The organism is Bradyrhizobium sp. USDA 4501, from assembly GCF_054062115.1.
In genome coordinates this window covers 7,328,314-7,341,764 of the sequence record NZ_JBSSEX010000001.1, presented here as the reverse complement: position 1 = coordinate 7,341,764, position 13,451 = coordinate 7,328,314, and the positions used below count along the sequence as shown (strand labels likewise).

Annotated in this window: 12 protein-coding genes and 2 pseudogenes; 7 read left to right on the top strand and 7 right to left on the bottom strand. The window is 60.2% G+C overall.

Translation table 11 applies throughout. The annotated features are described in order from the left end of the window. Positions 1-38: 38 nt before the first annotated feature. Together ACVWZM_RS33905 and ACVWZM_RS33900 are read right to left on the bottom strand one after the other, a co-directional pair. Entirely contained in the window at positions 39-2,138 is a 2,100-nt protein-coding gene (locus tag ACVWZM_RS33905) for a molybdopterin oxidoreductase family protein (RefSeq protein WP_253607766.1), read from the bottom strand. A 125-nt stretch (positions 2,139-2,263) separates the two neighbouring features. After that, positions 2,264-3,334, bottom strand: coding sequence for an extracellular solute-binding protein (locus ACVWZM_RS33900; RefSeq protein ID WP_456855668.1), 1,071 nt, complete (start codon positions 3,332-3,334; stop codon positions 2,264-2,266). Positions 3,335-3,536: 202 nt separating this feature from the next. Between ACVWZM_RS33900 and ACVWZM_RS33895 the strand changes: the two are divergent. The 4 genes and pseudogenes from ACVWZM_RS33895 (at position 3,537) to ACVWZM_RS33880 (ending at position 6,046) form a co-directional block, all read left to right on the top strand. Continuing rightward, a pseudogene (locus ACVWZM_RS33895) lies at positions 3,537-4,458 on the top strand (tripartite tricarboxylate transporter substrate binding protein). A gap of 39 nt (positions 4,459-4,497) precedes the next feature. Next, positions 4,498-5,208 (top strand): molybdate ABC transporter substrate-binding protein, encoded by a 711-nt coding sequence (locus ACVWZM_RS33890; RefSeq protein ID WP_456855667.1) that lies wholly within the window; start codon positions 4,498-4,500, stop codon positions 5,206-5,208. 169 nt (positions 5,209-5,377) lie between these two features. Further along, the gene (locus ACVWZM_RS33885; protein WP_456855666.1) at positions 5,378-5,548 is read left to right on the top strand and encodes a hypothetical protein; all 171 of its coding nucleotides are present in this window, start codon (positions 5,378-5,380) and stop codon (positions 5,546-5,548) included. Positions 5,549-5,800: 252 nt separating this feature from the next. Beyond that, entirely contained in the window at positions 5,801-6,046 is a 246-nt protein-coding gene (locus tag ACVWZM_RS33880; RefSeq protein ID WP_456855665.1) for a hypothetical protein, read from the top strand. Between the two features lie 151 nt (positions 6,047-6,197). On the opposite strand, the pseudogene ACVWZM_RS33875 reads toward ACVWZM_RS33880, so the two are convergent. Continuing rightward, positions 6,198-6,468, bottom strand: a pseudogene (locus tag ACVWZM_RS33875) (ATP-binding protein); the annotation flags it as partial. Between the two features lie 930 nt (positions 6,469-7,398). On the opposite strand from ACVWZM_RS33875, the gene ACVWZM_RS33870 reads away from it, so the two are divergent. Together ACVWZM_RS33870 and ACVWZM_RS33865 are read left to right on the top strand one after the other, a co-directional pair. Beyond that, entirely contained in the window at positions 7,399-7,548 is a 150-nt protein-coding gene (locus ACVWZM_RS33870; protein ID WP_168856000.1) for a hypothetical protein, read from the top strand. 1,738 nt (positions 7,549-9,286) lie between these two features. Next, entirely contained in the window at positions 9,287-9,490 is a 204-nt protein-coding gene (locus ACVWZM_RS33865) for a cold-shock protein (protein ID WP_038383590.1), read from the top strand. A 299-nt stretch (positions 9,491-9,789) separates the two neighbouring features. Here ACVWZM_RS33865 and ACVWZM_RS33860 read toward each other — a convergent pair whose 3' ends face one another. Continuing rightward, on the bottom strand, positions 9,790-10,287 hold the full coding sequence (locus ACVWZM_RS33860) for a hypothetical protein (RefSeq protein WP_456816343.1): 498 nt from the start codon (positions 10,285-10,287) through the stop codon (positions 9,790-9,792). A 58-nt stretch (positions 10,288-10,345) separates the two neighbouring features. Here ACVWZM_RS33860 and ACVWZM_RS33855 point away from each other — a divergent pair, with 58 nt between their 5' ends. Continuing rightward, entirely contained in the window at positions 10,346-10,633 is a 288-nt protein-coding gene (locus ACVWZM_RS33855) for a hypothetical protein (protein WP_141341754.1), read from the top strand. Positions 10,634-11,555: 922 nt separating this feature from the next. Here the strand turns inward: ACVWZM_RS33855 and rpoH are convergent. From rpoH to ACVWZM_RS33840, 3 genes are all read right to left on the bottom strand, one after another. Then, entirely contained in the window at positions 11,556-12,488 is a 933-nt protein-coding gene (rpoH, locus tag ACVWZM_RS33850) for an RNA polymerase sigma factor RpoH (protein WP_456855664.1), read from the bottom strand. A 78-nt stretch (positions 12,489-12,566) separates the two neighbouring features. Continuing rightward, on the bottom strand, positions 12,567-13,076 hold the full coding sequence (locus ACVWZM_RS33845; RefSeq protein WP_200844541.1) for a hypothetical protein: 510 nt from the start codon (positions 13,074-13,076) through the stop codon (positions 12,567-12,569). A gap of 15 nt (positions 13,077-13,091) precedes the next feature. Next, positions 13,092-13,412: a hypothetical protein gene (locus ACVWZM_RS33840; protein ID WP_141341757.1), complete on the bottom strand. Its 321-nt coding sequence runs from the start codon at positions 13,410-13,412 to the stop codon at positions 13,092-13,094. Positions 13,413-13,451 lie beyond the last annotated feature (39 nt).

Below are 13,451 nucleotides of genomic sequence, written 5' to 3'. Positions count from 1 at the left end.
ACATTTGCGGCGGGATCGGCGCCGACTGCAAGCAGGATTTATGCGGCCATCGATACCTTCCGGATCCAGACCTTGTTGTCGTGGAACGCGGCGCCCCCGAGCGGCGCGACGGCCTCCGCCCCAGTCAGCATGTTGATGCCGCGCCCGCCGATATGGGACTTGTTCGGATGGATCGACTCGGCGATCAGCACGCCGCGGCGAACGCCATCGAACAGTTTTGCGGTCAATGTGGTCTCGCCGCGCATGTTGCCGAGCGTCACCGCGTCGCCATCGGCGATCAAGAGCGTCGCCGCATCGTCGGGATGAATCATCACGGTCGGCGCGCCCTCGCGGGCTTGCGACGACGGCGTTTCGTTGAAGCTGGTGTTCAGGAAGCTGCGCGAGGGTGACGTCGCGAGCCGGAACGGATGCTGTGCGTCCGCCTCCTCGATGATGGTCCAGTGGTCGGGCAGCGAGGGCATCTTGTCCCACGCCCCCATCAGCCCGCCGGTGCCGACGGGCACCTTGCCCCAATCGACCTTGAAATGGAACTTCTTGTCGGCATGGGCAAAGCCGTCAAGATAATGCGAGGTGCGGAAATCAGGTTGCAGGTCGCGCCAGATGTCGGCCTCCAGGGCCTCGATCGTGCCGTGCCCGCTCTTCTTCAGCGTCGCATCGATCAGCTGGCGCGGCGTCATGTCGAAGCCGGGATGCACGGCGTTGAGCCGGCGGCCGAGCCCCTGCATCACCTCGTGATTGGAACGGCACTCGCCGGGCGGATCGATCAGCTTCGGGCCGACCGAGATGTGCTGATGACCGCCGCCGTAATAGAGGTCGTCGTGCTCCATGAACATCGTCGCCGGCAGCACGATATCGGCCATCTGCGCCGTCTCGGTCATGAACTGCTCGTGCACCGCGACGAACAGATCCTCGCGAGCAAAGCCCTGGCGCACCAGCGCCTGCTCGGGCGCGACCGTCATCGGATTGGTGTTCTGGATCAGCATCGCCTTGACCGGCCCGCCGCCCCGCAGTGCTTCGGCATCGCCGGTCAGGATGCGGCCGATCTTGGACTGATCGAGCACCCGCGTCGAGGGATCGATCGCGTCGTGGCCTTCGATGATCGACTCGTCGAAACGCCAGATTGCGGCATTATTGAAGAACGCGCCGCCGCCCTCATATTGCCAGGCGCCGGTGACCGCGGGGATGCACGAGGCAGCGTGCATCTGGGCGGCACCGTTGCGGCTGCGGGTGAAGCCGTAGCCAAGACGGAAGAACGAGCGCTTGGTCTGTCCGACCAGCCGCGCGAACGCCTCGATCTCCTCGACTGGCACGCCCGAGATCACTGAGGCCCATTCCGGCGTGCGGGTCTTCAGATGCGCTTCCAGCTCGTCGGGGCAATCGGTATAGCGCGCGAGATATTCGCGATCGGCAAATCCCTCGCGGAACAGCACGTGCATCACGGCGCAGGCAAACGCGCCATCGGTGCCCGGCCGCAGCAGGATCTTGATGTCGGCCTGCTTCATGGTCTCGTTGTTGTAGACGTCGACCGCCGCGATCTTCGCGCCGCGCTCCTTCCGCGCGCGCGATGCATGCGTCATCACATTGACCTGGGTGTTCACCGGATTGGTGCCCCAGATCACGACGAGGTCCGAGACGCCCATCTCGCGGGGATCGACACCGGCGATCTTGCCGGTCCCGGCCGCAAAGCCGATACGCGCGATGGTTGCGCAGATCGTGCCGTAGAAGCGCGAATACTTCTTCACATGCGACAGCCGGTTGAGGCCGTCGCGCATCACGAGCCCCATGGTGCCGGCGTAGTAATAGGGCCAGACCGACTCGGCGCCGAACTCCCGCTCGGCCGCATCGAACCGCGCCGCGATCTCGTCCAGCGCCTCATCCCAGGAGATCCGCGCGAACTGGCCCGAGCCCTTCGGGCCGGTCCGGCGCAGCGGGACCATCAGCCGCTCGGCATGATGAATCCGCTCGGCATACCGCGCGACCTTGGCGCAGACCACGCCGGCCGTATAGGTCTGCTGTTTGGAGCCCCTGACGCGGCCGATCGAGCGTCCCTCGATCACCTCGACGTCGAGCGCACATGCCGACGGGCAATCGTGCGGACAGGTGGAATGGCGGATGTCGACCTTGGCATGCTGGTTCATGGCCAAATTGGTAACATCAAATATCCCCCGCGCCGAGGGGCATTATTGACCCAGCCAGCGCGAAATCTGCTCACGTGCCATGCGGCAGGCGCCCGGACGGGCAGCTATTGGCCTGAACCGTCCCATCAGACGCGGAAGATGCGGGTGTAGTGCGATTTGATCGATTCCCCTTCCCGCTCCACCGCCACCGGATCGTCCTTCATCGTCTTGATGTCCTTTAGCGGCCTGCGTCCAGCCTTCTCCTTGGCCTGTGCATGGACGGACCTGAGGCCGCCGATCTCGACATTGAGCTGCTGGCCCTCACGCCCGAGCGCGAAGGACTGGAACAGCCTGGCGGCATTCGGATGCGGACAGTCCTTGAAGATCCCGTTCGGGCCGACGATGATCGGCGATCCCTCGGTGGCATAGACCGGCTCGACCGGGCGGCCGGCCTCCTTCATCTGAAAGATGTTGTATTCGTTGCCGTCGGCCATCACAGCACGCTCGCCGAGATCGAGCTTCTTGGGTGGATCCGTCGAGGACTGCACCTGCATGATGTTCTGCTTGGCGAGTTGCTCGAAAAAGCTCCAGCCGAGATCGCGCTGCATCTGATAGGTCGCGGTCATGATGGTGCCGCTATAGCCGGGATGCGCCTTCACGATTTTGCCCTTCCATTTCGGATCGAGCAGATCGGCAAAGCTCTGGGGCGCCTCCTCGGCCTTCACGAGATTGGTGTTGTAGGCAATGATCGAAAGCCAGACCCGGAAGCTTGCGAATTGCCCGTCCGCGTCGCGATGCTCCTCGGGGTAGTATTTTGCGACCTCCTCCGGAACATAGGGCGCGAGAATACCGTCGCGCTTCCACACGATGAAATGCGCGGCGTCGGACGAGTTGACGACGTCGACGGCATGAATGTTGCTGGCGTATTCCTGGCCGACCCGCTGGAACACGCGCTCCGCGCCGGTGCGTTCGACGCGCACCGTGATATCGGGATATTTCGCTTCGAACGCCCTCGCCAGCTTCTCCGCGACCGGCAGATCGGTGGAGGTGTAATAGACGACCTGTCCCTCTTTCTTCGCTGCCTCGATCAGCGTCGGCGTCACCGGTTCCGCCGGTGGCGCGGCGGCCGTCACGCGCGTTGAAAGGGCGGCCCCGGTGAGCACGGCGCCCGAGCCCTTCAGCATGTCGCGGCGCGATAGCCCAGGATGTTTCCTCATATGATTCCCCGCACGCGATGGCGAAGTTGTACACCGTCCTCCCGCTCTTATTCCAATGCGCGAAAACGGAGTCTGTCGTCGACAGAGGCTTCAGGTTGCAGCTAGACTTCTGATCAAGAAACAAGACTAAAGTTGGGGGATTCAGTCAATGGCAAGCCTGCGATACGCCTTGGTGTTTGTCGCGGCGTTGCTGACCGTGTCCATGTCAGGCTCATATGCTGACGCCGAAGACTATCCCGCGCGGCCGGTCAGGATCATCGTTCCCTTCGGTCCCGGCGGTCCGGCCGACGTCGTCGCGCGACAGATCGGCGGCATCTTGCAGGAAAGCCTCGGCCAGCCCTTCGTGGTGGAGAACCGCACCGGCGCCGGCGGCGTGATCGGCACCCTCGAGGTCGCCAAGGCGCCGGCCGACGGCTACACCCTCCTGATGATGTCGAACACCCAGACCACGAACGAATCGCTGGTACCGCAGCGCAAATATGCGCTGATGCGCGACCTGACGCCGATCGCGTCGTTGAATACCTCGGATCTCGTGATCGTGGTCCACCCCGCCGTGCAGGCAAAGACCTTGCAGGAGTTCATCGCCCTCGCAAAGGCGCAGCCCGGACAGCTGAACTATGCCTCGTCAGGTCAGGGCACGCCGTATCACATGGCGGGCGAGCTGTTCAAAGCCATGGCCGGCATCGACGTCGTGCACGTGCCCTACCGCAACAGCGGCGAAGCCCGCGGCGGCGTCATCGGCGGCCAGGTCCAGATGATGATCGATGCCGTTCCGGCGATGGCGCCGAATGTCGCCGAAAACCGGGTGGCGCGCACTCGCAACGACCGGCAAGATTCGTTCGACGGTGCTGCCCAACGTTCCGACGGTGACCGAGGCGGGCGTGTTCGGCTATGAGGCAACGATCTGGCTCGGCCTGATGGCCCCGGCGGACACGCCGACGCCGATCATCGACAAGCTCAACGCGGCAGTGAACGCCGCAATCAAGCGGCCAGAGGTCGAGAAGCTCTGGGCCGCGCAGGGCGCGGCGCCGATGACCATGACGCCGGCGGCGTTCGACGCATTCCTGCGCGCCGATATCGTGAAGTGGGCAGACGTCGTCAAGAGATTGGACAAGCCCCAATAGGCACGCACCGGCGAGTCCGCGAGTGAAGGAACAGTGCGCATGAAGACGTTGAACATCCTGAGCGGCGGTGCGGCGCTGGGCCTGGTGCGCAGCCTCGCGCCAGCATTTGAAGCTGAGACCGGGCTCAGCATTGCCGGCGATTTTGGCGCGGTCGGCGCCATGGCCGACAAGTTACGCACTGGCACTGCAACCGACATTGTCATCCTGACCGCCGCTCTGATCGCGAAGCTGGCCGACGAAGGGCTGGTTTTGCGCAGCTCGATCACGGACATCGGCCGGGTTGAAACCGCCCTCGCCGTCCGGGCCGGCGATCCATTGGTCAGCGCCAACGACACGGCCAGCCTGCGTGCGGCGCTGCTCGCGGCGGACGCGATCTTCGTGCCCGATACGAAGGCGTCGACGGCCGGAATTCATGTCGGCAGGGTGCTCGCGCAGCTCGACATCGCTGATGTCGTCGCGGACCGCCTGAAGATCTTTCCAAACGGTACGACGGCCATGCGACATCTGGCCGAATCCGGAGATCGGCGGCCGATCGGCTGTACGCAATCGACCGAGATCATCAGCACCAAGGGCATCGTGCCGTCGGGCAGCCTGCCGCCGGAGTGCGGGCTCGCGACGATGTATACGGCGGCCATTCCGACACAGGCATCGTCGGCGTCGCAGGCGCAACGCCTGATCGCATTGCTGACGTCGCCGGAAACATCTGCGCTACGCAGCCAGACTGGCTTTGTTTCTGGCCTGACGTCGTAGATGAGACCAGACCACCTAAAGTGCGATGAAATATGTTCAACCGTTATCGCTAGGTCGACAGAATGCATCAGCACGATGCATCGCTTATGGATGCATAAGAGGACCTGCAAATTCGCTGCAATCACATTCTTAAGAAGAATTGCGTCGTCGACATCCAGAGGTAATTGTCGTGTCGTTGCCAACCTGGTTCTCGGTCGGAAGCGATCCAAGGGAAGAGATTGCTGAATTGACGAACGTCAATCTTGTCGATCCCCAGCGCGAAGTTCGTGATCGTGTGCTGCACAGGCACGGACGCGTTCGGCGCGAACACGAACTGATCCTGCCCCGCGCCTGCCCGTGAGCGCTCCGCTCTTGCTGAAGCGCCACATGAAAGCAGTCTGCGGGTCACCCTGCACGCTGCTCGCGTTGATACATTAGTCATTGGTTGCAGAGCGATAGCCAACGAATCCCAGATGGATCCTATCTGCGGCCGCCGCAGCGGACCCATGTGCAACGGTCGCCGCGGCCCCCACAACAAGAGCGCGAAGCCGCAACGACCACTGTCCGATCATCGGCCTCAAGTACGGATGCAGCCGATTGGATTCGACTAACCATGATTAAAGACCGAAACCGACGGGCGCCGACGGCTGCGGATCGCGAAGCAAACAAAGCATTCAAAACTGTCAGGCCGACGGAAGCCATGACGGATTACGCCAAAGCGCAAAAAGCGATCCACGATAATCGAGAGCGCCTAAAAGCCGAACGGCTGGCGCGGGAGGCCGAAGGCGACCAACTGCACCAAAGGAGGTTGAGCGTCCCATGTGGACGATCACGGACGACCAAAGTTTGTGGCGGATGATATGGCCCTGCACTTTCGCCGAGTCGATACTGAACTGGAGATATGGATCGCAAGCAGCGGCGACTGTTCATTCGTCATCAGCAACGAGAGTGTCAAACGCCATCCGGAACTGCCCCCTTTGCGTCAGGAAGAACTGCCCCCACCGTCTGGATTATGATCTTGGTTGAAGGTTGTTTCCGACGTTAATGGGCCGGAGGGAGGCGGAGCCGACCGGAGCCGTCACCGTCGGGCGGCGGCTTGATGAGGCCGCTCTTGCGCTTGGCGCAGAGACGATAGCTGTCGCCGCGGATCGTCAGCACGTGGCTGTGGTGCAGGAGCCGATCGAGGATGGCGGTGGCGACCACGGGATCGGCGAACACGGTGCCCCATTCGGCAACGCTGCGGTTCGACGTGATCAGCATGGCGCCGGTTTCGTAGCGGCGGCAAGGACGACAAGATCGGTGGGCTAGGAACATGGCCGCGTCTCCGGAGTTGCCATTGGCGTGAATAAATAAGGGAGGGAAGCGAGATGGGACGAGGCGTTTTGCTTTGGCTTTTGGGCGTGCCAATTCCTGTGATCATCCTGCTGTGGTTGTTTTTTGGGCACTGACTACGGCGTAATTGCCGAGCGACGTACACCAACGCAGTCTGCCGGTGCAGCTAATTAGGATCCATTTCGGGCGGCACGTCGAGCGATCGAATGATCGAGCCCTGCCTTTCAAGGCCGTGCAATTAAATCAAGATCGGATAGGCACATCCCGTCGTGCTATCGCTGCGCCTAGCCGGACATTGTGGGAGCGCCGATAATCTTTGCAGAGAACAATGTGCGAGTTGCGCCTGTTTGTCGCATTTTGCCGAGCGTGATTTTGGTCGAATCGTCCTTCATATGCGTGATTTCACTGCTCGCTGCGCCCCGCGATCCCGCAAGCGTTAGCGCAAGGATGGCAGCTTGGCGCACAAGACGTCGGTCAAACCCATCATTGCACTCGCACCGGCGATGCGGGCCAATAAGATTTCAGCCATCGCCTATCCGTCAAAACATGGTGGCTGGAAGAGCGGGAGCTTCTGCATGCCTCCGCCGCAGTAATCCGTTTGGAAGATGAACCATGGCACCCACGCCGGCTGCGGTATTTTAAGCTTGGCAGTGTTGTCGTAATTTCATGCCAATGCCATGCCGATCAACCGAAAGCTGCTGGAAATCCCGCCCGAGGTCGCCCACCGGTTCGCCGCGGACATGAAGGGTTATCACGCAGAACAGGACAACATCTAACGCGATCGGGTCGCGGTCGGCACGAGGCATATGCTGCTGGGGCAGATGCCGTGGGGCACCAAGCGGCGGTTGACCGAGGTCAAGGATTATTTGAGTTGATGCGATGAAAACTGTCTGGATCTACACGGACACAGCCAAGAAAATCGGCGACGAGGACCACATCAAGGTCTTCGCTTCGATCGAGGCCGCCGAGAAATGGTTCGAGGAAAACGCCCCCGAGGGCGTGGCATTTGAGTACGCTGTCCTGGAGTGAAAATGGCAAAGGCCTTGCTGCTCTCATTGCAATTGCCGCATTGGCTGATAATCGCCGGGGCCGCGCTGATAGCGGCCGGCCTGATTGGCCTTGTGATTACCCGCCGGCGCCGGACCAATGTCCAGGACGAAGCAACCACAGAGCCAAGTTCCGAGCCACGCCCCCAACTGTCACCGCTGCCGGATCTTCTTAACTCACGACCACGAAAGGATCGGCGTGAGATCTAAGGGTCGCACGAGCGAAAAAGATGGAGGTGTGGCAGGATCACTGGCTTGTAGCTAGCCACCGTCGGCGCATAGTCAACAAATGATCGAGCAGCGACCAGCTTTCATGGCTTGCAAAAATCCCGGCCCCGGCTGGAGGATCGACATTCTGTGGCCCGATGGCGAAACGGAAGTCATCAAGGGTTTTACTACTGAGCACGACGCCGCGAAGTGGATTTCAGAGCACTCGAAGACGTGGCAAGAAATCCCTGACCAACCGCGCTAGAGCGGTTCGCTGGCGTCCACTCATCGCGACTTCTAGCGGCTTCTCAGCGTGCGACGGCCCGATTGATCGAGGCACGCCCTGACGTCCGTCATTTCGCGTCGCCGCTTTGGCTTCAAAAGAGCGGACCCTGCTTTTGCGTCGGAATGAAGCCTCGTCCGCGTCGGTAGAGGTTTCTCGCTCGGACCTCCCTCCCCTATTGAGCAAGCCGGCGTTCGCGGGCTCGGCGGCGCATCCGTCCACGGATCGCGACCTTAACGTTAAACCGAAAAACGATGAGCGCGCCCGGCGTGGCAGTCTCTGAGATATTCTCTCTTCGTCAAAAGCCAATTTCAAAGTTCAGCGATTTGAATCGATGATCCTGGAATTCGGTATCGTGACCACGATCGTGGGATCTATGCTCGCCTTGTATGCAAGCCGGCGTCGTTCGATCATCCTGGAGGCGTGCTGCTGATTGCTGGCCTTAGCTGCATTGGCGCGGGGCTCCCGCGTGTTTGACCGCTTCGCAGACTGGAGCGCGCCGCGCTCAAGCCATCGGATATGCCTTCGTGGCCTGGGCCCGAGCGCTAGATGCTCTGGGAATTCCGATGTAGCTATTTCTTTGACGCAGGACCATATTTCGCAATCCGAACAACTGGCGAGCGTCGCAGCTCTGACGCCGAAGGCGGTTGACTTGCTAAATCTTCAAAAGAGGATTTCCGCTGTCCGGTTCGTTAGGATCGCGGTGTCACTCGATGGCTGCGAGGCGGATACCTTCGACGAGAAGCACATTACCGTCAGGCCGCATCCACGGTCGCTTTTCCGGCCAACGCTCAAGCTGCTCCAGCGACTGGGCGCGCCTCGTCAAACGCCCAAGATAAGCGGCGCGGCAATGCATTGGAAGGTAACTACATAACCCGGATGCAGGCGAGCAGCTTGGCGCATTGCCTGCAGGGCAGGCCCGTGGAAGGAACTGCAAGAGCCCACGCCAGATCAACCAAAGACACATCAGCAGATCGTGCGGGCTGGCACGGATCGCCTGCTACAATCTTTCGAGTGCTCTCTCTCGATATCCGCCGCCCCTCAGCAACCTCTATTACTTTCCGCGCGTGGAACAAAAACATCGGCAGGAGAAACGGGCCTCCGCGAGGATACCGAGCTTGCCGCTTTCCCCGGATTCCTACGGACGCGTTAACCACTTGCTGTTCGCAGCCTAAGCAACTCGTTAACAGGGAGGTGCGATTATGCGGTCTTTGAGCGGAGAAATAGTGAAATGCCCAAGGGCATGGTCAAGCTGTTTAAGGAAGACAAAGGCTTCGGATTCATAAAGCCGGATACCGGTGGGGAAGATATCTTCTTCCATGTCACGTCCCTTCTGCCTGGAGTAACACCTAGGCCAGGTGATCGTGTTACTTTCGAACTCGGGGTTGATCGAAGAACCGGACGTAGCCGGGCCGACAAGGTTATGATGGGCTAAGACCCTCACTCCAATGCGAACAACCGATCTGCGCAAAAATCGAAAGTCTCTACCAAAACTTGCCGCACCCGTTTCACGACTCGGGGATGCGCACCCTTCTCTCCCATGAGTGCGCATGGGCAGCCCCGCCCGCACAAGACATTGATTTCATTTCGGATAACACGCCCCTAAAAACGCAAAATTTGGCAGTTCGGACCACATCAAGCTGACGATCGGCTGTCCTCCGAACGCGCAATGAGGCCGCGCCAGCGAAGTCGCGCGGTGAGCCCGTCAAGAGGGACGGGTTTGAAGTTCGGTCACTAAGCGTCGCTCGAATCGTGACTGATCGCGAGTTCATAACCCGGCAGGGTCTGCCGGCTGACGACATGGCGCAGGTCGTACGCAAACTGTTTGAGCAGCGAGAGCAGCCATTCTTCGTCGGCGACTGCTATTCCTGGCGGCTGGGTGGACCGGTCTTGGCCGAGACATTTCCGCAGTTCGCGCGGAAGCCGGTCGAGGTGAAGCAGGGTTCGTGAGCCGCTAGCGCTCGCGCCAGGCGCGCCCGGGTAGTAAGACGGCATGTGATCGAAGCCGTCGAGGCGATGACGGATCGCCGCGAGGCTCCCGACGACAATGCCGACACGGTGAACATCGCGGACAACCAAGATCGAGCCACCATTTGGCCAGAACGCGGCCATGAAGGCGAACAATGATCGCGATGTCAGCAGCGGCGAGGCAGCGCGATCTCGGCCTGGTTGACCCCAATCCCCAAGGTCGAGATCGCACCTTCGTAATGCCCGGATCAGTCGTCGTACCATTCGCTGGAACTCCCCGCGTGTTCTTTGCGTCGCTCGAGGCTGAAACGGCGGTGGCGGCATGAGTATGTTTCTTGTTTTCGGACATGCCTTCAGCGCGTCCATTGAGCCGAAGATCGTGCATCTTCTGCACGATCGCGAGGCCTTTAAGAAGGCATTCGTGGCTGGGTTTGAGGAGGCAGCTGCTGCCGGATTTGATGCCGTGGATAAATTGCCGGTCGTGCTCGATGACACGCTGATCAGAACAACCTTCCAAGTGCTGGAAGATAAGTTCAATCGATCAAACGACACATCGGAGCGGCGTAAAATCGTCGCCGAAATACTAAATCTGGCAGAGTTGGCAAAATGATCGCCCCTCGACATCGAATTGCGCGCCCTCTTGCTGCCCGAATCGGAACCGCTCATGGCGCGGCCGGAAACTCACACTTCGGCATGTCCTGACGGCCCGGCCCACCCCAGAGCTACCCCAAGGCCGGGCCGCTTTTTTCTAATTTTCAGCAGGAATATTACAGCGCATTGGGGCGCACGACTTCGCCCACCGATCATATCCCATCTCAAAGCTAATGTTGCCGCGGAGCGCAGCCGACCAACAGTGGTGTCGGGCTGGACCATTTCCGCTATTCACGACTTAGGGAATACGCCAGCGCGGAGCGCAAGTCCCTGATGCTTCTCCGCCAACTCCGAATATCAGGGACCGCGTAGTTTGCGCCGGTTTGCGGGAACGGCTTGGTATGATCCAAACGATTTAGCAATCTACGGCTTCAGAGCACTGCTCATGCTCTCTCTGCTTGAGGGATGAGTTGGATTTTCCGAGCGACGACTGAGCATTGTTGCTGCGTCCGGCATGACCTTTGACAGTACCGCTGTTTCTCACACTATCGGCGTCTATCAGGCGGGACCACGGGCCACGGCTGGGACCTTGGTTAGAAAAAACGAGTTGGGCTTCAAGAGGGGTCTAAGAAAAATTCTGGGTTCGATGCAGAAATTTCTGCGTCGGGCGCTTGCCAAGCACCTAGAAGAGGGAGCCCCACCACGGTGCGCCCCGAATCCCTATTTTTGAAATGCGTGGGAGCGCTTCAGGCGGCGTCGCGAATCTCCGTGTCTTCGGCGAACGAGCTGGCGTCAGCACACGCGTCTTCTGATGCCTTTGTAGTTAATGACGTTGAACGCAGGCGAGCAGTTTCAAATGCGGAGATATGTCGTGCCGCGCAGTTGGCTCCTGCCGCGTTCGCGCCATCAGACAAAGAATGAATGGCGTTAGCATCGTACAGTCAAGCGCCTGAGCCGAAAGTGTGCTTACCGTTCCTTCGAATGTTGTCTGGACTTTGACTTTTCAGACAGGCTCCTCCTGCCAGCATCGCGGACTGTACCTTTTCAAATGACCGTTGCTCGATTTGGCGGACACGCTCGCGCGATATTTCGTACTCCAAGGCGAGCGCTTCGAGCTTCGGGGGATCTTCACTCAAATAGCGTGCTGTGAAGATATGCCTTTCACGGGGGCTTAGCTTCTCAATGGCTGCTGTCAATGCTTGGCGCCGTTGAGCCAGTTCCTGGTGCTCGGCCAACGTCACGTCATGAGTAGGCGACGGATCTACCAGTCGTTCGAGGGCATCGCCGACGTCGCCGGCATCGTTGTGCCGTAAATTCAGGGACAGGTCGCCACGCAGGCGACGGTCCATATTCACGACTTCACGTTCGGGTACCTTGAGGTGAGTGGCGATCGTCTTGACCTGTTCTGGCCTCAGATCCCCGTCCTCCAAGGCGGCGATCGCACTCTTCGATTGCCTCAGTTTGAAGAATAACTTCTTCTGGGCAGCGTCCGCCGTGATCTTCACCAGCGACCAGGAGCGAAGAACAAAATCCTGGATCGTTGCCTTGATCCACCACATGGCATAGGTGGAAAGGCGGATGCCCCGCTCCGGATCGAATCGCCGCACGGCCTGCATCAGGCCGACATTGCCCTCGGAAATGATATCGGCAATGGGTAGGCCATAACCTCGATATCGCATGGCGATTTTCGCAACGAGACGCAGGTGGCTTGTCACCAGGCGATAAGCCGCTTCACGATCGCCGTGGTTTCGCCATCGCCGACCAAGGGTGGTCTCTTCCTCCTGAGTGAGAATCGGAAATTGTCTAATTTCCGTTAAATACTTCGTCAGCCCGGTGCCGAGCGACGGCAATTTCTGAGAGACAGTTTGAGACATTTCCCCCTCGCAGCGCTCAACAAAGTCCCGCCTCTGCCGCGCTCGTCAGAGTCGCGGCAGAGCAACAAAAGCATCGGTCTACAGGGCGGGACTATCGTCCGCCTCATGGCTGCCAAAACGTCGGCCTTTTCGGTTGGACCCATCGGTCCTTCGATCCGAATCGGACTCCAGAAGGCACAGGGCATCCACGATGTCGTCGAAGCTCACGGCTCCATCGATTGTCTGGTTCAATTCTGGATCGTCTTTCACGGCGCAAGCATCCGCGGCCCAAAGCGATAGAATGGCCCGTTTCTCGTACGATGTGAGGTCGAAATCTTCGACAACGTCCATTGGATGAGCGAACGCCTCGGCTGGATGCAGCAGCCCGGCCATCTCCAGGTTCGTTGTTCGTCGGCGATCCGTCTGCAGCGAGAGGCGATCGGGAAACGTCTCGTGCAAAAGAGCCTCCACGGAACGCTGCTCTTCGCTCATCCGGCGTGCGATATACGCTCGCTCCAGGTCCGACAGCCGCGTCTCGAGGAGCCTGCGGTAGCGCCGAATATTGGCGCAATGGGCACGCAGGCGTTCAAGATTTCCCTCGATCATCATTCGTCCCCTTCCGGCTCAGGCGGCCAAGGCACGCTCGGTTGAGCGCAACCGACAAGGCTTTCCACCCGGAGGATTCCGGGGTCCGCCGTCGAGTTCGCACAGGGCCTCGAGGATTTCGTCGATCGATACGGGCTTCTTCAGTCCGGCGGGCGAGCGGAGCGACGGGCATGATGTTATCGCCGATGCGTCGGACGCCCAGGATGCCAGAATTGCCCGCTTCTCGGCCGTCGTCAGGCCGGCGTGGCACACGACATCCCTGGGATGTTCGAAAGCGGTGCCGGGATGCAGGAGCGCGTTGAAGTCAAACACGTTGTCGTCAGCGGTCGTCGGCCGCATGGTATCCTCCTTTGCATTGACGACGAGCGGCAGCCGCGC

Excerpts from the sequence above, each read along its gene's own strand:
- ACVWZM_RS33880 (WP_456855665.1), top strand. The coding sequence starts at position 5,801 with ATGATTAAAGACCGAAACCGACGGGCGCCGACGGCTGCGGATCGCGAA.
- ACVWZM_RS33905 (WP_253607766.1), bottom strand. The coding sequence starts at position 2,138 with ATGAACCAGCATGCCAAGGTCGACATCCGCCATTCCACCTGTCCGCAC.
- ACVWZM_RS33870 (WP_168856000.1), top strand. The coding sequence starts at position 7,399 with ATGAAAACTGTCTGGATCTACACGGACACAGCCAAGAAAATCGGCGAC.
- rpoH (WP_456855664.1), bottom strand. The coding sequence starts at position 12,488 with ATGTCTCAAACTGTCTCTCAGAAATTGCCGTCGCTCGGCACCGGGCTG.
- ACVWZM_RS33860 (WP_456816343.1), bottom strand. The coding sequence starts at position 10,287 with ATGGTACGACGACTGATCCGGGCATTACGAAGGTGCGATCTCGACCTT.
- ACVWZM_RS33890 (WP_456855667.1), top strand. The coding sequence starts at position 4,498 with ATGAAGACGTTGAACATCCTGAGCGGCGGTGCGGCGCTGGGCCTGGTG.
- ACVWZM_RS33865 (WP_038383590.1), top strand. The coding sequence starts at position 9,287 with ATGCCCAAGGGCATGGTCAAGCTGTTTAAGGAAGACAAAGGCTTCGGA.
- ACVWZM_RS33900 (WP_456855668.1), bottom strand. The coding sequence starts at position 3,334 with ATGAGGAAACATCCTGGGCTATCGCGCCGCGACATGCTGAAGGGCTCG.
- ACVWZM_RS33845 (WP_200844541.1), bottom strand. The coding sequence starts at position 13,076 with ATGATGATCGAGGGAAATCTTGAACGCCTGCGTGCCCATTGCGCCAAT.
- ACVWZM_RS33855 (WP_141341754.1), top strand. The coding sequence starts at position 10,346 with ATGAGTATGTTTCTTGTTTTCGGACATGCCTTCAGCGCGTCCATTGAG.
- ACVWZM_RS33840 (WP_141341757.1), bottom strand. The coding sequence starts at position 13,412 with ATGCGGCCGACGACCGCTGACGACAACGTGTTTGACTTCAACGCGCTC.